The 20,829-nt window shown below is 38.5% G+C and carries 17 protein-coding genes; 8 read left to right on the top strand and 9 right to left on the bottom strand.

Going from position 1 to position 20,829, the window contains the following annotated elements:
* Nucleotides 1-168: 168 nt before the first annotated feature.
* Together RMB06_RS17670 and RMB06_RS17665 are read left to right on the top strand one after the other, a co-directional pair.
* Nucleotides 169-1,800: an inorganic phosphate transporter gene (locus RMB06_RS17670; protein ID WP_161281807.1), complete on the top strand. Its 1,632-nt coding sequence runs from the start codon at nt 169-171 to the stop codon at nt 1,798-1,800.
* Between the two features lie 166 nt (nt 1,801-1,966).
* The gene (locus RMB06_RS17665) at nt 1,967-3,301 is read left to right on the top strand and encodes a D-serine ammonia-lyase (RefSeq protein ID WP_311080603.1); all 1,335 of its coding nucleotides are present in this window, start codon (nt 1,967-1,969) and stop codon (nt 3,299-3,301) included.
* A 47-nt stretch (nt 3,302-3,348) separates the two neighbouring features.
* On the opposite strand, the gene RMB06_RS17660 is transcribed toward RMB06_RS17665, so the two are convergent.
* The 5 genes from RMB06_RS17660 to RMB06_RS17640 all read right to left on the bottom strand — a co-directional run bounded on the left by RMB06_RS17660 (nt 3,349) and on the right by RMB06_RS17640 (nt 9,190).
* Nucleotides 3,349-4,896, bottom strand: a complete 1,548-nt coding sequence (locus RMB06_RS17660; RefSeq protein ID WP_311080601.1) for a hypothetical protein — start codon at nt 4,894-4,896, stop codon at nt 3,349-3,351.
* A gap of 554 nt (nt 4,897-5,450) precedes the next feature.
* Nucleotides 5,451-5,615, bottom strand: coding sequence for a hypothetical protein (locus tag RMB06_RS17655; RefSeq protein ID WP_000854552.1), 165 nt, complete (start codon nt 5,613-5,615; stop codon nt 5,451-5,453).
* A gap of 109 nt (nt 5,616-5,724) precedes the next feature.
* Nucleotides 5,725-6,729, bottom strand: coding sequence for a formylglycine-generating enzyme family protein (locus RMB06_RS17650; protein ID WP_311080600.1), 1,005 nt, complete (start codon nt 6,727-6,729; stop codon nt 5,725-5,727).
* The gene (locus tag RMB06_RS17645) at nt 6,726-8,402 is read right to left on the bottom strand and encodes an arylsulfatase (protein ID WP_311080598.1); all 1,677 of its coding nucleotides are present in this window, start codon (nt 8,400-8,402) and stop codon (nt 6,726-6,728) included. Before RMB06_RS17645 ends, RMB06_RS17650 begins: the two co-directional genes overlap by 4 nt.
* Nucleotides 8,403-8,572: 170 nt before the next feature.
* Nucleotides 8,573-9,190, bottom strand: a complete 618-nt coding sequence (locus RMB06_RS17640; RefSeq protein ID WP_002117778.1) for a rhomboid family intramembrane serine protease — start codon at nt 9,188-9,190, stop codon at nt 8,573-8,575.
* Between the two features lie 158 nt (nt 9,191-9,348).
* On the opposite strand from RMB06_RS17640, the gene nfuA reads away from it, so the two are divergent.
* Nucleotides 9,349-9,987 (top strand): Fe-S biogenesis protein NfuA, encoded by a 639-nt coding sequence (gene nfuA, locus RMB06_RS17635; RefSeq protein ID WP_002117617.1) that lies wholly within the window; start codon nt 9,349-9,351, stop codon nt 9,985-9,987.
* A 169-nt stretch (nt 9,988-10,156) separates the two neighbouring features.
* A complete protein-coding gene (locus RMB06_RS17630) occupies nt 10,157-12,421 on the top strand; it encodes a TonB-dependent siderophore receptor (protein ID WP_033848602.1) in 2,265 nt (754 codons plus the stop codon).
* Nucleotides 12,422-12,444: 23 nt separating this feature from the next.
* Here the strand turns inward: RMB06_RS17630 and RMB06_RS17625 are convergent, their stop codons facing one another.
* Nucleotides 12,445-13,452 (bottom strand): hypothetical protein, encoded by a 1,008-nt coding sequence (locus tag RMB06_RS17625; protein WP_311080594.1) that lies wholly within the window; start codon nt 13,450-13,452, stop codon nt 12,445-12,447.
* A 26-nt stretch (nt 13,453-13,478) separates the two neighbouring features.
* Nucleotides 13,479-14,504 carry an alpha/beta fold hydrolase gene (locus RMB06_RS17620; protein ID WP_078220348.1) on the bottom strand — a complete coding sequence of 342 codons (1,026 nt, stop codon included), beginning with the start codon at nt 14,502-14,504 and terminating at the stop codon, nt 13,479-13,481.
* A 284-nt stretch (nt 14,505-14,788) separates the two neighbouring features.
* On the opposite strand from RMB06_RS17620, the gene RMB06_RS17615 reads away from it, so the two are divergent.
* Nucleotides 14,789-15,403, top strand: coding sequence for a carbonic anhydrase (locus RMB06_RS17615; RefSeq protein WP_002117769.1), 615 nt, complete (start codon nt 14,789-14,791; stop codon nt 15,401-15,403).
* 35 nt (nt 15,404-15,438) lie between these two features.
* On the opposite strand, the gene RMB06_RS17610 is transcribed toward RMB06_RS17615, so the two are convergent.
* Complete coding sequence (locus tag RMB06_RS17610) at nt 15,439-16,062, bottom strand: arylesterase (RefSeq protein ID WP_311080590.1); 624 nt, start codon at nt 16,060-16,062, stop codon at nt 15,439-15,441.
* Nucleotides 16,063-16,106: 44 nt separating this feature from the next.
* Here RMB06_RS17610 and RMB06_RS17605 point away from each other — a divergent pair, with 44 nt between their 5' ends.
* Both RMB06_RS17605 and RMB06_RS17600 read left to right on the top strand, forming a co-directional pair.
* Nucleotides 16,107-16,799, top strand: coding sequence for an ABC transporter ATP-binding protein (locus RMB06_RS17605; RefSeq protein WP_284091354.1), 693 nt, complete (start codon nt 16,107-16,109; stop codon nt 16,797-16,799).
* 3 nt (nt 16,800-16,802) lie between these two features.
* A complete protein-coding gene (locus tag RMB06_RS17600) occupies nt 16,803-19,262 on the top strand; it encodes an FtsX-like permease family protein (protein ID WP_311080587.1) in 2,460 nt (819 codons plus the stop codon).
* A gap of 1 nt (nt 19,263) precedes the next feature.
* Here RMB06_RS17600 and RMB06_RS17595 read toward each other — a convergent pair whose 3' ends face one another.
* Nucleotides 19,264-20,073 carry a rhomboid family intramembrane serine protease gene (locus RMB06_RS17595; RefSeq protein WP_069030939.1) on the bottom strand — a complete coding sequence of 270 codons (810 nt, stop codon included), beginning with the start codon at nt 20,071-20,073 and terminating at the stop codon, nt 19,264-19,266.
* Between the two features lie 76 nt (nt 20,074-20,149).
* Here RMB06_RS17595 and mtgA point away from each other — a divergent pair, with 76 nt between their 5' ends.
* Nucleotides 20,150-20,827 (top strand): monofunctional biosynthetic peptidoglycan transglycosylase, encoded by a 678-nt coding sequence (gene mtgA / locus RMB06_RS17590; protein WP_311080586.1) that lies wholly within the window; start codon nt 20,150-20,152, stop codon nt 20,825-20,827.
* Nucleotides 20,828-20,829: the final 2 nt, after the last annotated feature.

Genomic DNA, 20,829 nt, shown 5'->3' with positions numbered 1-20,829 from the left:
TTTATGTAAATTATTGTATTTAAATAAAAAAATAAAAATCATAGAGGAAAGGTGCATCAAATGAGGTCAAAATGTGAAAAATTGACTTCATCAGGCGCCGCTTTGTCATATAATTGTCATAATTTAATTTAAGAATACAGAGGATTTTTTTATCCTCTTACCGTCTGCATGAATTCTAATCTACCCCCTGTTTCGGATTCAAAACTTGCGGCAAACCTGCAAGTCAAATCGACGAATGTACATGTCCCGACACCTAAATTTTTTATGCCGGTGTTTCTGACGATTATTGTTGCAACACTTATTTATATTGGATTTCAGGTGAGTGCGGATTTAGCGCATGTACCACCTTTGAGTCTTTATTCAGTTATTCTTTTATCAACTGCACTCTTGATTGCTTTAGGCTTTGAGTTTGTAAATGGCTTCCACGATACTGCAAATGCAGTGGCAACAGTGATTTACACCAATGCTTTACCAGCACCAGTTGCAGTCATGTGGGCTGGTTTTTGTAATTTCCTTGGGGTAATGGTTGCAAGCGGCGCAGTCGCTTACGGCATTATTGCATTGCTGCCTGTTGAACTGATCATGAATATGGGTAGCGGTGCAGGTTTCGCAATGGTTTTTGCATTGTTGCTCGCTGCAATTCTTTGGAATCTTGGTACATGGTTCTTAGGAATTCCTGCGTCTAGCTCTCATACTTTGATTGGTTCAATCTTGGGTGTGGGCATTATGAACCATCTATTGAGTGCATCGACTGGCGTAACGACCAGTGGTGTTGATATGGATCAGGTGATTAAAGTCGGTAAAGCATTATTATTTTCACCTTTAATTGGTTTCGCTTTTGCAGCGATTGTATTCTTGTTGGTTAAAACTATTTTTAAACGCCAAGTAGAATTATTCCAACCACCGGAAGGTAATAAACCACCACCAGCAATCATTCGTGCAATTTTGATCTTTACCTGTACAGGTGTAAGTTTTGCACATGGTTCTAATGACGGTCAAAAGGGTATGGGACTCATCATGCTGATTTTGGTTGGTCTGGTGCCATTGGCTTATTCATTAAATAAAAATCTTGATACACAACAAGTTCAATCATTTCATCAGCTTTCTTCTCAAACTGCCGTATTGTTGAAGCAAAATCAGCCAGAATTAACTGATGAAAAAGCACGTGTTATTCTGACTAAATATATTCAAACTAAACAGCAAACTCCAGAAGTCGTGCCTGCATTGGCAAGTATGACTGACCACTTGGGTGAGCGAGTTTCTAGCTATAACAACTTAAAAGATATTCCTGAAGCTGCAATTAGTGAAATTCGTAATGATATGTATTTAAGCACCACGACGTTTAAGCGTTTGGATAAAGCGGATGCTTTACCAAAAATGGATCAATCACAAGAAAAACTTGTGAAAGAATATCGTAGTAGCTTAGATTCATTCTTACAATACATTCCGACTTGGGTAAAAGTAGCTGTTGCTTTAGCACTTGGCCTAGGCACAATGGTTGGTTGGAAACGTATCGTTGTGACTGTAGGTGAGCGTATTGGTAAGCATCACATGACTTATGGTCAAGGGATGTCTGCTGAACTTGTTGCAATGAGTACAATTGCAGCTGCTGATGGTTTAGGTATGCCGGTTTCAACAACGCATGTTTTAAACAGTGCTGTTGCGGGTACGATGGTTGCGAATAAATCAGGTTTAAACTTTAATACAGTTAAAACAATTTTATCTGCATGGGTATTTACTCTTCCTGCAACAATCTGTTTGTCAGGTGGTTTGTACTGGTTATTCTTGCAGTTTGTATAAAAGCATTTAAAAAAATTAAAGCCACTGTTCACAGTGGCTTTTTTATTTGTTTAGTTTTTAAAGTTGAGGCTATTTTTCATATATATTCATCTATAAATTAATAAGTTGTTATAGGCCATTAAGCAGCTTTATAGGCTGGGCTTAAACTTTTATATCAGGATATATTATGAATGCGGTTCAAATAGATCAGTTAAAACAACAATTTCCACTTATTGAAACACTTCAAGCCTATCAAGAGACATTTTGGTTTACACCTCATCGATATCCTTTAAAACAAGCTTTAGAAAAAGTTGGACTAACTGCTAAGGACGTAAGTGAAGCAGAAGCAAGACTAGTGCGTTTCGCACCTTATTTGGCGAAAGTATTTCCTGAAACTCAAGCACAACATGGAAAAATTGAATCAGATATTGTTGAAATTGCTCATATACAACAAGCGCTTTCTTCAGCAAAACAAGTACAACTTAATGGAAAATTCTGGCTGAAAAAAGATAGTCATTTACCTATTTCAGGCTCTATCAAAGCACGTGGTGGCATTTATGAAGTGCTCACACATGCAGAAAAACTTGCCATGCAGGCGGGGCTACTCAAATCAGAAGACGATTACAGTAAACTCGACCAAGACGCATTTCGAACATTTTTTTCTAAGTATCAAATTGCGGTAGGTTCTACAGGCAACCTTGGGCTTTCGATTGGTATTATGAGTGCCAAACTCGGTTTTAGAGTCACTGTTCATATGTCGGCTGATGCTAGACAGTGGAAAAAAGACAAACTACGTTCCCTCGGCGTTAACGTTGTAGAATATGCCAGTGATTACGGAGTAGCTGTTGAAGAGGGACGAAAAGCCGCAGAGCAAGATCCTCACTGCTTTTTCATTGATGATGAAAACTCAACCACATTATTTTTAGGTTATGCCGTTGCAGGAATACGCCTAAAACAGCAATTTGAGCAAAAACAAATTAAAGTCGATGCTGAACACCCCTTATTTGTTTATTTGCCGTGTGGCGTCGGTGGTGGGCCGGGTGGGGTGAGTTTTGGATTAAAACTGGCTTTTGGTGAGCATGTACATTGTATCTTTGCCGAACCCACACATTCGCCGTGCATGTTACTTGGTGTCCACACAGGTTTGCATGATCAGATTTCAGTTAATGACATTGGCATTGATAACGTTACTGCGGCAGACGGGCTTGCGGTAGGGCGTGCTTCAGGTTTTGTTGGACGTGCTATGCAACAGTTAATTGATGGCTATTACACCATTCATGATGAACGTTTATATGAGCTTATTGCGCTTTTAAATCAAACTGAGAATATTCAGCTTGAGCCTTCTGCGGCAGCAGGTATGATGGGGCCGTATTATGTTCAGACGACTCCTGCTTACTTGGCTTTACACCAGTTAACAGCTGAGCAGTTGCAGCAGGCAAATCATGTGATATGGGCTACCGGGGGAGGTATGGTGCCGCCTGATGAAATGCAAAAATATCTATCACACTTTCAACGTAAATAAAGACATATTAGAAAAAAGCCCAATTCTAGGATTGGGCTTTAATCAAATTATTTTTTAGATGATTTTCTAAAAGGGAGTTTTTCTGTAGCAAAACCATAAATTGCAGCGAAAGGTAGGGCAGTCCGTGCTAAATAAGCGACACGCCATAATCCACCGTGGTTGGCACCTTCCATCATAAGTTCAAGCGGATGATCCAGTACAGTTTCAGGATTCGCTACTGAAGACTCATTTCTTAAGTCATGAATCCAGAGTGCTGCCATAATGGCATTAGTGGTTTCAGGACTAAATGCTTCTACGTCAAAAAGCTCTGCGCCATTAAAAGCAGCTTTCAATAGTGGATTTTTAGTTACTGAGTGAGTCGTTGTCGATGGAGCAATATTAATGCTAACGCGTTGGCCTTGATGGCGAGCCAAAATAGCACGCCATTGTTGAATACGTTTTGCCAAAGCATAGTTTGGACCTTGTTCAACCACTAAACAGTCTGCAATACCATAAGTTTTGCCATTCTCACACTTAATCAAGTCTTGGTATGGTGCTTGAAAAAAACGATTGAGCGAAAGCGTAGAAACACCTTTCACTGCCAATTTTTGCATTTTTGTGCGGGATTTAAATTTTTGTTGTGCGGCCTCGGCAACTTCTTTAGGTACTGCATAAACATCAGTTGGCGTGCACATAAACATAAGGCTGGTATCGGACTTATGCTCGCTCACGAATTGCATGATGCTATCCATCGCCATGGAAACACGTACATGCTTTTCACCATCTAAATAGGCGATTGCAGCTAAATCTAATTTTTGTGGAAACTGAACCAACCACTGTGCAATTTCAGGTAGTTGGGTGAGTAAATTTGCTCCCAACTTATCTTTTAATTCAGAGGCTTTTGCCGATGCATTCACTTGTTCTACAGTTGGTGCAATGAGAGTAGCATTCCCTTGTTGAATCGTATTTAAAATTTTGCCCCAGACTCGTGAGTTTGGTAAATCTACGGCAACAATATTCGCTTTCCATTTTGCTAACCAAGGCAGTGGTCCTGCTTCTGAGGCTGCACCAAATAACACCATTGTACGGTCAGATAAATCGAACCATTCAGGATGAGCAATAGCTTCACGAAGTGCTTTTGCATGACTTGGCTCAACAATACCAGTCTCTTCCCAGCGTTGAATTTGGTCCAGTAAGCTTTGTCCACTCAGCTTTTGTCCTTTATAAGGAACATACCACTCCGGTGCTGCATCACTTTCACCTTTAAGTTTTACTGTATAAAGCGGCTTGGATGAAGCAATATGAACGGCATCTTTTAAAAGGTAATGTTTACCATCACGATAATAATCAAAAATATGGTGAGCTTTATGCAATCCTTGCTTCGCGATAGTAATGGGGTTGTTGATATTAGAAATCCCTTGTTTAACAAGTGCTTTAAAATATAAAGGATAGTTTTTTCGCCAGTTTTTTTCATTCAACACTTGTTGTGCGGTTTTATTATCTACAATAGATAAGGCCTCTGACAAAATCTCTTGGCCTGTAAGAGATGTACTTTGTTTTTTTGTTGAGGCGTGTACCGGAAATTGTAGACCTTCGACTTGACTTGTGCTGGACATAAAATATCTCGTTTATACGACTGGGTTAATATACATGTGTATACATTATCTATGCCAATGAAAGGAAACGAGTGGCAATAACTGACAAAATAATATTGATTATTTATGTGATGAAACGTGAAAGAGAAAGTTATTATGATAAATTCATCTCATTTTGGCCTTAATTTTTTTCACATTTTTAGAACATTTTTATAGACTTACGTTACATAAATGTTTATTTTGTATTAAGCAAATACATCAGTATTAACCTGAAGGTAAAATGTTCAAAATGTATCAATAATAGAGATACAGAAATGATCAAAAACTAGACTTTTTTCTTAAGCGGTAAGAAAAGTCAAACGGAATAAGAAAGAATTGGGGTGAAACTAGATAGAAGACAACGTAAGATTGTCTTTTAAAAATCTTGGGGATATGGTGATTTTTTTACACCATAATTTTCTAGTTTCATCCCATCTATTTTTGGGCTGGAACCCTCCATTTAGTATTCAATTCATCACTTGATTGAAGCCTATTTCTTTAGAGTAACTTCAAAATTACTTTAAAAGAGGGTATTTCTAACAACGTCCTTTTTTAGCTTGTCCTGGTGGGCAAAAGCCTCCTGGATGTCCGTAATATGGTGAATCAGGGTCAATCACAATACTACCTTCAGGCGTATGGACCGCACAGGCTGATAGTGACATTGTGAAAATTGCTGCGGCACAAAGAAGTAAAGTTTTCATCTTGTTCTCACTTTTTTATCATTCTCACTTGTACTATAAAAATATTTTGATCATTTTTCGATCTAATTTTGGTTAAAAAATATCTTTAATCAGTCGAATTAAGAAGAAATTAAGGAGACCGTAAAATAGTTCGAAATCCAATATGTGTTGCAGCTAAATCAAAATCTTGTGGATAACGACTACTGCTACGATAACGTGAACAATAATTTTGTGCGCAAAGAAAAGATCCGCCCTTAATTACATATTGTGTGCTCGCAATTTGTTGTTGTCGTAAATCAGAATAATTTCCCATATGCTGGTCATGAGCACCTTGATACGGAGATGATGTCCATTCCCATACATTTCCAATCATATCAAATAGTTTGAAATTATTTGGCGTAAAACATCCAACAGGTGCCACATCTTTAAAGTGGTCTTGATTTAGATTTTGAAAAGGGAATTCACCTTGCCAGTAATTGGCTTGTGGATGTTGATGTTCATCCGTAGGGGCTTGATGTAAAGGTGTATCAGTTTTTGAATTGGCTTTAGCTGCATATTCCCATTCTAGTTCTGTTGGTAAATCACGTCCTAGCCACACTGCATAGTGTTCAGCATCATTTTTACTCACATACCTTACAGGCTCATTAGGGGTTGCTACAGCACCCGTACTGCCGTTTGGAGTTTTCCAAGTATATCCAGATTTTAGTTGCCACCATTGCTGTGGATGATCAGAATCTGGTGAAAAAACAGCAGCCTGTTTTTGTTTTTCGGCATCGGTAATATAGCCAGTTGCTTTTACAAAACTTGCAAACTGAGCGACCGTAACTTCAGTTTGGTCAATCCAAAATCCTTTGACTTCGCGCTGCTTTTTTCCAAAATTAAGTTCATCGGGATAGGCCTTTTCGGAACCAAAGTTAAAATCTCCATCGGCAATTAAAACCATTCCTGCTGTAGGCTGTTTGAGCCAACCCTGAGGCAGACCAGTATAGTTTTGACATTTTTCAATAGACCCTAAATCAGCTAAAGAAGTTTGCTGTTGCGTCGAAGACCTAGATTCAGAAACTTTTGAAGATTGGCTACAGCCCGTCATGATAGACAGGCCGATTGTGGTGACTAAAAAAGGTTTCAATTTCATTTGGCGTTATATTCCTGCACACCATTTTTTTCAGTATATTTTTGATAGACCGATAAAAGTTCTTGAACTTTTGCAGGATAAAGCTGAGCAACGTTTTGTCTTTCACCGCGATCTAATTTAATGTTGTATAGCTCCCAAGTCCCTGTGCCTAATTCAGGTCGTCCTTGAAGTGCGATTTTCCATTCACCTTGTTTTGCATATTTGCTGCCATGTAACTCATCGGCAAAGCTAAAATTTGCAGGACGAATAGTATCGGTTTTGTTTTCAAGCAAAGGTTTCCATGAAATTCCAGATGGCGTATTAATGGCTCGGCCATTATATTGATCCTGTGGTACTGGAATATGAGCATATTCTAGTAAGGTAGGGAAAACATCGAGTACAGATGCAAAGCTATGATTTGTCTCTTCCGCTTTTTTCTGATTTGGTAATTTCACAATAGCAGGGGCAGTCGTTGCACCTTCGCCCGCCGTATCTTTCCATAAGTGGAAAGGTGCCGCACTGACTTCGGCCCAACGTGGCCCAATATAGTGATATGAAGTAGGTGTCCCCACATTTGCTACTGAGTTATCAAAACCAGATTCACTGCCATATCCGCCACGTACAAAACCTTCTGCACCATTGTCTGAAACAAAGAAAATTAAAGTATTGTCATAAAGATTATTTTGTTTGAGATATTGAATAATGCGGCCGACATTGGCATCAAGATTTTCTACCATACCCGCATAGATTTCCATCTTACGAGCTTCTAGTGCCTTTTGTTCGGCTGTTAACTCATCCCATTTCCCATATTTTTGTGGAGCATTTTGAGTTGCAATTGGTTCTGCTGCATCAAAGTTTGCAGGAATAATTCCAAGCTGTTTTTGTCTAGCAATGCGGGCATTACGAATTGCATCGTAACCTACATCATAAACTCCGCGATATTTTTCACGATATTCGGCTGGGGCTTGAATTGGCCAGTGAGGTGCCGTGTAGGCAGCATAAGCAAAGAATGGTTTGCCACTATTTTTGCCTGAATCTAAGTAGCTCAGTAATTTGTCGGTAAAATAGTTGGTAGAGAAAAAGTCATCAGGCAATGCTGAAATAGGAATAGTTTGCCCATCTTCTGTATAAGTTGAATTTCGTTTAAAGGCACTTGGAGCTTGTTTAAAATGATGGTCTAAACCTTGTAATAAGGTAAATGAATGATCAAAACCTTTAGCATGTGCATTGCTTTCAGGGGTTAAGCCTAAATGCCATTTACCACTAATATACGTGCGATAACCATTGTCTTTAAGTACTTGGGCAATCGATAAAGAACGTTCGTTTAAATAGCCCTCATAACCTGGTTGTCCTTTCAAATGCTCTGGTGTGAGTTCAGCCATTGCCCCAATACCAGCTAAATGATGATCAGTACCGGAAATAAGTTGAGAACGTGTTGGCGAACAGGTTGGGGCAGTATGATAATCCGTTAAAAGGCGACCTTCTTGAGCCAGACTATCAATATTAGGGGTGTGAATTTCGCCACCAAAAGCCCCTAAATCTGAATAGCCTAAGTCATCAGCCATAATAAATAAGATATTGGGTTGCTTAGGCGTGCTTACGACATTTTCTTGATTATCGTTGTCATTACATCCAGCCAGAGATAAGCTAAATAAGGCAATAGAAAGGCTAGATAAAATTGCTCTGTACTTCATTGTATCATCTGAATTATTAAAAGAATTGGCATGAGTTTAATCAGATGGTTTTTGCAAACAAAACAACGAATTGATCAAAGAAAATCAGAAAAAAGACTGAGAATTTATGCAGATAAATAAATCAGAAAAAAAGAAAAGCCCATAACGGGCTTTTCTTTGATTTATATCGTTTAGAAAGGAAGACGGGTAAGCTGGTCTAAGAAATGTGGAATAACTTTAGGTTCAAGTAAAATGGTTACGATGATTCCGTAAGCTGCACCCCATAAATGAGCACTATGGTTAATATGACTATTACCACGTTTACCAGCCCAAATACTGTACGCTACATATAAAATAGCAAAAATAATAGCGGGTACAGGAATGAAGAATACAAAAATCAGCTTCCATGGCTGAAACAGAATATAAGCAAATAAAACCGCTGAAACAGCACCTGAAGCACCTAGGCTGGCCCAATTCGCATCATTTTTATGTTGTAAATAGCTTGGCAAAATCGCAAAGATTAAGCCACCTAAATAGAACAACACAAAACCCATGTCATAGAAATATTGGCGGTAAAAACTTTCAATGATACTGCCAAAGAAAAACAGGGTAATCATGTTGAACAGTAAATGTGTTCCGTCGGCATGGATAAAGCCATGAGTAATGAATCGATCAATTTGTCCACGTTGCATTGCAGGCGGCCAAAAAATCAATCGGTTCATTACATTTTGATTGCTAAAAGCAAGTAAAGAGATAATGACCGTAATAATAATAAGAGTAACTGTATGGTTAAACGGCAAATGCAACATAAGAAATATTTAAAAAATGATCAATACTGAGCTCAATAATGCCATTAAAAACTTAAGTTGAAACCCTGTTGTGTATAAATCCGACAAATTTAGTTGATTTTTTTTAAATCCACCTCATCTTCGGTTAATATAAAGGCATCAGCTTGAGGAATATTGTTATGTCGACTGAGAACACCAACACTGCTGTTGCAGAAGAAATTCCAAACCTTTTGATTACACCATCTGCACAAGAGTATTTGCACGATTTACTAACGAAGCAAAATACTCCGGGAATTGGCGTTCGAATTTTTGTTGAGCATCCGGGTACGCCACGTGCGGAATGCTGTATGGCATATAGTGCGCCAGAAGAAGTGATCCCAACGGATTATAAGCAGGACTATCCTGATTTTCCTGCGTATATCGATGCGCCATCTATTCCTTACCTTTTAGATGCCGTAATTGATTACAACAAGGATCGTTTTGGTGGTCAGCTCACTTTCCGTGCTCCAAATTCTAAAGTTCCACGTGTTGGTCCAGATGCTTCGATTGAAGAACGTATTACTTACATTCTTCAAGCAGAAATTAACCCAGGTCTTGCAGGGCATGGCGGAAATTGTAGCTTGGTAGAAGTACAAGATGATCCAGAACACGGTTTAACTGCTGTATTGAAATTTGGTGGTGGTTGCCAAGGTTGTTCTGCAATTGATGTTACCTTGAAACAAGGTGTAGAAACTACTTTAAGAGAGAACATTCCTGAGCTTCAACGTGTGGTTGACCAAACAGACCATACGCAAGCTGAAGGTGCTTATTTCAAATAATCAAATTATTTGAAAAGTGAAATAAAAAAGCCTCGTAATGAGGTTTTTTTGTTATTCAATATAAATAATGATAATTATTATCAATATCATTTGTAATTTTATTTATCTTTGTTACAATGCGGAACTGAAAATGAGAGATGTTTAATAAATCAATATATTGGGAATACTTATGTCGAAACGTATTATCCAGTCAGTGCTTTCTGTTTCAGTACTGGCAAGTATGATGTCTATGGCTTATGCTGCACAAAATGAGCAAGAACAAGCTGAAAAAGCATTAGAAAAGCCTGCTGAACCTGTGAAATTGGAAACAATTTTTGTAACAGCTGAAGAGCAGGTGAAGCAGTCGCTCGGCGTATCAGTTATCACCCAAGAAGATTTAGAAAAACTACCAGTTCGTAATGATATTTCTGATTATGTGCGCCGTATGCCCGGTGTCAATTTAACAGGTAACAGTGCAACAGGGCAGCGAGGCAATAATAGACAAATTGATATTCGTGGAATGGGGCCCGAAAACACGCTTATTTTAGTGGATGGAAAACCAATCAATTCTCGTAATTCAGTCCGTTATGGCTGGAAAGGAGAGCGTGATACACGAGGTGACTCAAACTGGGTGCCAGCAGAAGCAATCGAGTCGATTGAGGTTTTACGTGGACCGGCAGCGGCTCGTTATGGCTCTGGTGCGGCAGGTGGTGTGGTTAACATCATTACTAAAAAAGTGACTAATGAAACCCATGGCTCAGTAGAGTTTTATACATCGCAACCTGAAGACTCTAAAGAAGGTGCATCAAATCGTGTTGGTTTTAACGTAAGTGGGCCACTGATTAAAGATGTTTTGTCTTATCGTTTATATGGTAATTATAATAAAACAGAAGCTGACGATGTTGATATTAATAAATCAATTGGTAGTACCGCAGCTGGGCGTGAAGGCGTTAAAAATAAAGATATTTCAGGCCGTTTAGCTTGGCAGGCAACAGACCAGCAAACTGTTTTGCTTGATGTTTCTTCTAGCAAACAAGGTAATATTTATTCTGGTGACTCTCAGTTAAATGCAAATGCGGAAGCTGATGCGATTCTTTCGGAACTTATTGGTAAAGAAACCAATACTATGTACCGTGATAGCTACGCATTAACCCATGAAGGCGATTGGTCTTGGGGTAAGAGTAAGCTCGTTGCTCAATACGATAAAACGCATAATAAACGTCTTCCAGAAGGCCTTGGTGGCAGCACAGAAGGAAAAATTAATAATCTTGATGATAAAGCCACTTCACGTTTAGAAACTCTTCGATTTAATGGTGAAGCCAATATTCCTTTTGAATACTATGTACCGCATGTATTAACACTTGGTACCGAATGGGTTGAAGACAGATTTAAAGATAATGTGTCGACAAATCAAGGGAAAGACAGCAGTGGTTCAGGTTATGGCGATCAATTGGCTAAAGGCGATCGTAGTAAAATGGAATCACGTATTGCTTCTGCATATATTGAAGATAACTTGAAACTCACAGACAGTACAGATGTCGTATTAGGCCTGCGTTTTGATGACCATAGTAAATCTGGTTCTAACTGGAGCCCAAGCTTAAATATTACCCAAAGACTTAACGATTATTTCACTTTAAAAGGTGGGGTAGCAAAAGCTTATAAAGCACCGAATATGTATCAAAATGCTGAAGGGTATTTATTAAGTACAAATGGCAATGGTTGTCCGGCCAATATTGAGTCACGTTGCTTGTTACAAGGTAATGGTGATTTAAAACCAGAAACTTCGGTAAACAAAGAGCTTGGTATCCAGTTCCAAAAAGATATCGTGAATGCAAGCTTAACTTGGTTCCGCAATGACTATAAAGATAAAATTGTGGCTGGTACAAATGTGGTTGGAACAGTTGATGGTTCAAGTACCAATGCAAATACAGGAGCTGTGACCAATACCAAGTGGAATATCTTACGTTGGGAAAATACGCCTAAAGCATTAATTCAAGGTTTTGAAGGAAGCTTAGGATTAGACTTCGGTGATATCCGCTGGACTAATAACTTTACGTATATGATGGATTCAAAAGATAAACAAACAGGTAATCCATTATCTTTAGTTCCAATCTATACAATTAACTCAATTTTTGATTATGACATCACAGATCAGTTAGATGTAAATTTTGTATTTACTCAATATGGTCGTCAAAAATCACGTCAGTTTGCAGAAAGTAGAATCGAATCAGGGATTGGTTCAGGTGGAGTAAATTCTGCGCTTAAGCCAAGTACTGTAAAAAGCTATAGTACCGCTGGAATCAATGTCGGTTATAAATTTTCAGACAATATAAGTACGCGTGTTGGTGTGAGCAACTTGTTTGATAAACAAATTTTACGAGACAGTAATTCAATCAGCCAAACTTATAATGAACCAGGTCGAGCTTATTACGCTTCTTTAAAATATTCTTTTTAATCAATACAAAAAACAAAGGCGCTTTAAGCGCCTTTATTTTTTAAAATATCTAATGTTTTTTCAGAATAATAAAACTTTTCTAAGTAAACACGGGCACGGCGTCTTAAATGTCCTGTTGTAATTAAATGCTGTAATACAGGCACAAGTAACGTGTTCAGCTCATGTTGCACTAAGCTTTCATCGATATTGAGGTCACGAAGTAACAAGTCAAAACTACGCTCTTGATTACGTGCATACCAAGTATAAATACCATCATGTACTTGTTGTTTTAAATAATCAGTTTGGCGAATGTGGTCCCAGATTTCATGCCCTAAACCAACCGTTTTTGATAAATCTTGAGTTTCTATATAATTTTTTAAAACAGAAAGTGGCATAGTTTTAACTTTATGCCAAACATTTGCCTGAAAATGGTAGAGCTTATCATTGTCAAAATGTTGGTTTAAAACACGCTCACTCATTTGGCTGAGTTTTAAAATATTCTTTTGCAAATAATGATTAATCGTATCGTCCAGATTGGAATCGGTTACTGTTTCTAAAACAGATTTCCCCATTTTCATAAAACGACCTACACCTGGTACACGCTTTGACATTGATTCATCTAAATAATCATGCATTGTTTGCTGAATCAGTTGCGTGAGCAGGGCCGAAAAAGCAGGATTATTCACAATCGTTTTAATCAGTTTTTTACGGTGCTCTTCTTTACTTGCAACGTATTGTGCAATTCGGTCAATCGTTAGAACAGGAATAACATCTTCAACAGTTGCGGTTTCATTTGCAGGATGAATCAATGCAAAGCGAATATGCTCAGCAATTTGTTCAATCAGGAAATCAGAAGCAGGCGTATCTAAAATCTGCTTTTGAATGAGCTGTTGAATTTGTTCAAAAGTCCACAGATGTTGTAATTGCCGACTCCCCAACCAATGATAAAATTGCTCAAACTCTTGCTGGATCACCTGAGTCTGAGCAAATTGCTCATCTAAAAAATCTAGATGAGCTTCAATAAGTTTTTCAATAAGTGGTTGGGTAGACATAAGGTCTCACAAGTCCGAAGTTTTATTTAAGGTGTGGTCGTTTTTGACGACTGATTTGTTTCTACTTTCAGTAAAAACGGTAGATATTGTTGCATAACCAACTGTTCAGCTTCCAATATTGGCATATGGCCTACATTTTCTAAAATAACTGGAGGCTGAGCATTCTTTAAAAGTCGTTTTAGTTCACTTGCTACTTCGACATTAATAATCTTATCTTGTTTGCCCCATAGAATGAGCGTCGGTGCATCGATCGTTTTGGTAAGTACCGCAAATGAGTCTGGTGTATAGACTTTATTAAGTGCAATCAATTGATCAACCAGTTTTTGTGTTTGAGGTGCCTGATCAATCATCAACTTTTCTTGAGCTTGAAGAAACTCTTTAGGAATAAACGGAGGATTAAACATGGTTTGTTTTAATAAATAATTAAAGTCACCTTTTTTAGACACTAAAAGTTGTTTTAGGTAAGCAGGATCTTTTAAATAAATTGTATTGGCTGAGCGAAAAATACCGCCGCTATCCACCAAGAATAGACTTTTGGTTTCAAATGGATATTGTCCAGCATAGAGTAGGGCAATAGATCCGCCGAGTGAGTGCCCAGCAATATGAATTGGACCTTTTAAATTTGCAGCCTCAACAAAGCGACGTAATTTTTCAGCAAGATTTGGTACCGAATAATCGAAGTCTTGGGAAACGATAGTTTCGCCACTACCCGGCAAATCAGGAATAATGACATGATAATTTGTGGTGAGATAACGAGCCACTCGGTTCCAGTTATCACGGCTACCCGCTAAACCATGAATAAGGAGTAAAGTCGGTTTTGTTGTAGAGCCGCCTTCGCTATATGACCAAGTCACATCACCGACTTTTAAGCTTTTGCTTTGTAGGCCTGCCCAGCTACGTTCTTGCTGTAATACATTCTGGAAGGTCACATCAATATTATCGGCTGCCTGTGTTTGAGAAATACTCATCACTGACAATACGCTACAAGCCAAAGTCAGTGCGGTAGCAGTTTTTTTCATAGAGGCCTTAATTGATGTGGACAGCCTTGTCATAGATTTCATCCTTGAAGCTTAAGCGAGTTTGAAAAATTATTGAAAAACTTTGCCAATGAGTCATTTGCCAAATGTTTGGAATGAAGAAAATTATAGTCAATCCGAGAACCAAAGTATGTCTATTTTTTCACTAAACAGTAGCGAATATGCAGTGAGCTCTACATTAAAGCAGGTTAAGTATTTTTAAATTTTTTCATAGAAAAGGATTTATTTTTTGTCAGTGACATTCAAATTTTGACACATTAAAATGATTTCCAACCTTGAAAAAACAATGGAAATATAAAATGCCTACTGCGCAAGAAGTTTTAGATCGTCTGAAAGCCGGTAATCAACGATTTGTAAATGGAAATACTTCCCTTGCAAAAACCTTATCTCATCAAGAACGCGCTGAAATGGCAAAGGATCAAAATCCGTTTGCAATTGTACTTGGCTGCTCAGATTCTCGTGTTCCAGCAGAGATGGTATTTGACCAAGGTCTTGGTGACTTATTCGTAATTCGTGTAGCTGGTAATGTGGTTGCACCTTCACAAGTCGGTAGTGTTGAGTTCGCAGCAGAGCGTTATGACTGCCCAGTTGTAGTTGTATTAGGACACAGCCATTGTGGTGCGATTCAAGCAACAATTGATACGTTAATGAATCCTGATCACCCGCCATCATCTAACCTAATGTCGATTGTGAACCGCGTTCGTCCATCAGTTGAAATTTTAATGCAGACTGATTTAAAAAATGATTTGAAAAAACTTTCATGTCATGCGGTACGTTCAAACGTTTTTGCTTCTGTAAATCAATTACGCCATGGTTCAGCGGTGTTAGAGAGCCTGATTGCAAAAGGTGAATTAATTGTTGTCGGTGCAGAATATTCACTAGAAACTGGTGAAGTTACTTTTTTTGATTTCTGATCATATTAAAAAGAATACTTAAAGATAAAAGGTGCCTATAGGGCACCTTTTATATATGGGTAAGCTAAATTAAGTAGTTTTGACTGCGCTTGAGCATTGGGATGAATTAAATCATTTTGCATAAGCTGTTTTTGACCAGCAACACCATCTAGAAAAAACGGTAGTAGTTTCACCTGATATTTTTGGCTTACAACTTTATAATTATTTTCAAAAGCTTTGCTATACGCAGCCCCATAATTTGGCGGAATCTTCATGCCAAAAAGAATAACTTTGGCTTTTTGTTTCTGGCTTAATTGAATGAGCTGATCCAGATTTTTTTGAATCGTTTGAGGTGGTTGACCACGCAAGCCATCATTCCCGCCTAATTCAATCACGACCACATTGGGCTTATAGGTCTGCAATAACTTAGGTAATCGGGCTAAAGCGCCGCTTGTTGTTTCTCCACTAACACTTGCATTGACCACTTTGTGTTGTTTGGGATACTGTTGGTCTAAGCGTTTTTGCAGTAATTGTACCCAACCTTGTTTGGGATCAATTCCGTAACCGGCACTAATACTATCTCCTAAAATTAAAATAGTTTTCGCCGATACAAGCATAGGCAACATACTTAATGAGATGAGCATGATGCTTTTAGAACCAATCAAAAAAGATTTAGACATTTGTACTTCGACCCTGATTCTGAATACATAGGACTTTTCACATCATGCCACAACCCATCATTGCTGCCCATCAAGTTACACAAACTATTCAGATTAACCAAAATCAGTTTACGATTTTAAAAGGTATTGATTTAGAGATTTTTGAAGGGGAACAGGTAGCAATTACGGGACGTTCCGGCTCAGGTAAATCAACCTTACTAGGAATTTTGGCGACTTTAGATCAACCGTCTGAAGGAGAAGTCTGGTTGTGTGGTCAAGCTGTTCATCAGTTAACAGAGGAACAACGTGCCCAAATCAGAATGCAGCATATTGGTTTTGTATTTCAGTCTTTTCAACTTCTGCCTCAGTTGAGTGCGCTTGAAAATGTGATGTTACCTTTACGATTACGTAAAGACTTTGATTATAAAACAGCTGAGAAAAAAGCTTTAGATTGGTTGCATCGAGTAGGGCTGAGTCGTCAAGTTGAACAAACGCCTAAAGTTTTATCTGGTGGCGAGCAACAACGTGTGGCAATTGCACGCGCTCTTATCGCAGAACCACAAATTATTTTTGCAGATGAACCGACTGGAAATCTAGATGGTCAGACAGCACAAGAAATTGAAAGTTTGCTTTTTGATTTAAACCGAGAGTTAGGTACGACTCTGATTTTAGTCACCCATGATCGTAATTTAGCAACCCTTTGTCAGCGCCATGTTGAATTGGATGACGGCAGACTAAAGACAGTACAGGGTGGTTAAACTATGCGTAATCTTCTCAAACCACTTTTGCTACAAAGTTTTCGTACGGGTGGATTATATCTACTCATTATTGCTCTATCGCTTGCGATCAGTGCGACAACTGCCCTGAAATTTAGTAACGATCAAGTTAAAAATGCAGTAAGTCTGCAAGCTTCACAAATGCTGGGTGCGGATTTGGTTCTGTCGAATAACGAGCCTATCGAACAGTCGTGGAAAAAAAGGGCAGAGCAGCTAGGTCTGAAACAAACCAATGTCACTATATTTAGCTCTATGGCACATACCGAAGATCAGTTTGTCATGGTGAATGTAAAAGCGATAGAACCTGCGTTTCCACTCAGAGGACAGCTTGAAATTTCGCCAAAAACTCAAGCGATTCAATCTGGTGAGGTTTGGCTAAGTCAAAGAGCAGCCGATTTACTTAAAGTAAAGCGAGGAGATACTGTTTCTATTGCTGATGGTACCTTCCGTTTTAGTGGCGTGATTGTGCGTGATTCAAATCAGGAACTCGGTTTTTCAGGCTTTTCTCCAACCGTTATTATTCATCAAGTCGATATTGCTAAGACTCATGCGATTCAGACAGGGAGTAGAATTGACTATCGTTTATTAATGGCAGGTAACCCTGAACAGGCTCAGTCATTTTCAAAGCAATTTAAGCAACAGCATCAACCTTCTAAAGATGTAGATGAAACGGCTGGCTTACGTTTACGTGATGCAAGTGAATCGAATAGTAGGTTATTACGTCCGCTTGAAAATTTAGATACCTTTTTGCAATTGGCCAATATTTTAACGATTTTGTTGTGTGGTATTGCCATCGCTTTAACGAGTCAAAGATATGTTCAACAAAACCAAGATCACATTGCACTTATTAGATGTTTAGGTGCCAGTAAGTTCCAAATCTTGTGGGCATATATTGGATTGCTTTGTATTGTCAGTGCGATTTCAATTGTGCTAGGAAGCCTATTAGGTTTAATCATGGGGTTTGGTCTGCTGCAACTTATGCTGCAATTGATTCCTCAATTAGAGTTAAGTTTTTCGGTTGTACCTCTTTTAATCGGGCCTTTACCAATTGCGATTTTTACCAGCGTGATTGTGCTGATTGGTTTTATTTTGCCAAGCATTTGGGAGCTTTTGAATACACCTCCAATTCGGGTGATTCGCGAAGAAGCCAAATCTCGAAAATCATTATTCTTTATGTTCTTTGCTGGCATTAGCAGCCTGATTGTTTTTAGTTTGGTGTTGAGTGAAAACTTGATGCTCAGCATTCTGGTTTTGGCGGCAATTATTGTTCTTTGTATTTTGCTTTACACCGTTGTTTGGCTATTGCTTCGTAGCTTAAAAAAGCTGAAAAATCGTTTGTCTTTTTATATTCGTTCGCCATCACAAAGCGCCTTACAAATTACCGCATTGGCTTTAGGCTTAAGCCTCATTACGGTACTCAGTGTATTAAGAACAGATTTATTAGAGCGTTGGCAGCAACAACTTCCAGAAGGGACACCGAATCAATTTGTTTATGGATTACCTCCATTTGATTTAAAAGCATTTGAGCAACAATTAAAGCAGAATGGCTGGCAAAGCACGCCGCTCTATCCAAATATTCGTGGCCGATTGTTAGCTAAGAATGATATGCCTTTTTCAGAAGAGGCTATAAAGCAAAATAATTCTTTGCGCCGTGAACTGAATTTGACTCAATCAAATCTACTACCAAATGACAATGTCATTACAAATGGTCAAGCCCAGTTTAATGGCGTAGGGCAAGTTTCAGTCGAAAGTAAAACTGCCGAAAGTTTGGGAATCCAAATTGGAGATAAGCTTACTTTTAGTTTGCCCGAAGGCAACTTACAGGCCAAAGTTGTGAATTTTCGGAGTGTCGAGTGGGAAAGCTTTAGCCCTAACTTTTTCTTTATTTTTTCACCTAAAACGTTAGACGAAAATGCTGGAAGCTATTTAGGTAGTTTCTATGTACCTAAGCAAGATCAACCAAAAATGATCACTATTATTCAGCAGTTCTCAAATACAGTATTTATTGATGTTGATCGAATATTAGATGAAGTAAAGCGCTTAATGAATGTTTTGGTCAAAATAGTAACTGTTCTAGCGGCATTAGTTGGTTTTTCTGGAATACTCGTTTTAATTGCTTGTCTAAATTTATTAATGGATGAGCGACGCCGTGAAGTTGCTTTGTTACGTTCATTTGGTTTATCTAAAAATAAAATGAAGCAAATGCTCAGTTTTGAGATTGGGTTTTTAGGTCTGTTAGCAGGCATAGTTGCCTGCTGTTTTGCAGAAGTGATTAGTGCGATCGCAAGCTATAAAATGAATATGGCAATACAGTGGCATATTGAAATCTGGCTGATTTTACCTTTTGGCATGATGCTGGTTTGTGCTCTGATTGGTCGTTATCGACTAGGCTATCTCTGTAATTTACCACCTTTACAAAGTTTAAGAGAATTAAACCAATTGTAGTTTAAGGAATAATGTCAGGGTTCTGGATGATGATTTCATGCCAGAGTGGAAGTAACGGTGAATTGATTTGTACACAGTACATATAAAAAACACCCGTAATGATTACTGCGCCTAATAAGCCTAAAATTTTAAGTATAGTTTTTAACTTGCTGACATAGCTTAAGTACCACATCAGTGCAAGGAATGCTCCAATAATCATGCCGCCAATATGCGCGGCATTATTAATACCCGTTGCTACAAAGCCAAAAACAAGGTTGATGGCCATAATCATTAATAATGCTTTTTTATCGAGTATGTAGGCTTGATGAGGCAGCGGGGGAAATAGAGAAAGTACTGTTAACGCAGCACCTAATCCCATCACGGCACCCGAAGCACCTGCACTGACATGAGGAAGTAAACTTTGATCGAAATGTTGCAGTAATTCATGCCCATTTTGAATGGTCATATAGCTACTGAGAAGGCTACCAAATAAGCCAGCAAGTAAATACAGGCTTATAAAATAAAAGCGACCAAATAGAGACTCTGCAACATTACCGAAAATATAGAGGGCCCACATGTTAAGCATGAGGTGAACAAGACCAAAATGAAAAAACATACTGGTAAATAAGCGTTCAGGCTGCCCAGTAAAAGTAAGTGGTGTAAAATCTGCACCCCAATGAATAGCATCTTTCATGGCTGGGTCGCTAATATCGACACCAGTTGCAATTTGCCAAACAAACAAACCTACGTTAATCAAGATCAATAAGGCGGTCAGCCACCAAGTTTGTACATTGAGTTTACGATTAATGTGCGGAGGCTGATATTGAGTCATGCTATGCTTTTGTTATATATGAACATGCTTAACAGCTTAACATGAAAAAAGTTGAATACAGGAGATCAGGACGAACATGAAAGCTTTTATTGTTCGCGTGTTGTTAATTTTTATTGGGGCAATTCTCCTTATTCAACTTTGGATTTTCTCAAGTTTGGTTTGGTGGCGTACACATGAGGTTGATACCACCATGTTTATGCGAATTGATTATTGGTCAGATACCTCAGAGCCGATCATTCATGAATGGCTTGACTATGATGATATTAGCGACAATTTCAAGCATGCGATTTTAGCTGGGGAAGATGCAAAATTTATTCATCACCATGGTTTTGACTGGGATGGCATTCGTTTTGCTCTAGAGCGGAATAATGAAGAAGGAGTGGTTGTTGCTGGTGGTTCTACGGTGTCTCAACAACTGGCAAAGAACTTGTTTTTATACAATAAGCGTTCGTTTATTCGAAAAGGCCAAGAAACTATCGCAACTTGGATGATGGAGCGGATGTGGTCAAAACGCCGAATTCTTGAGGTATATATGAACTCTGTTGAATTTGGCAAAAATCGATATGGTGTAGAAGCAGCCGCGCAATATTATTATGGTAAAAGTGCGAGAAGCTTAACGCGCGAACAAGCTGCTTTTTTGGCCGCATTATTGCCTGATCCGAAATATTATCAAGATCACCGCAACGATCGTAAACTACAATATAGAAAACGCGTTATTCTACGTTATATGAATAGCACCCAGATTCCTGAATAATG

Origin of the sequence: Acinetobacter sp. V104_13, from assembly GCF_031798995.1 — a bacterium.
Classification (GTDB): domain Bacteria; phylum Pseudomonadota; class Gammaproteobacteria; order Pseudomonadales; family Moraxellaceae; genus Acinetobacter; species Acinetobacter pittii.
The sequence above is the reverse complement of the archived record's forward strand: the minus strand, read 5'-3'. Positions and strand labels throughout refer to the sequence as shown.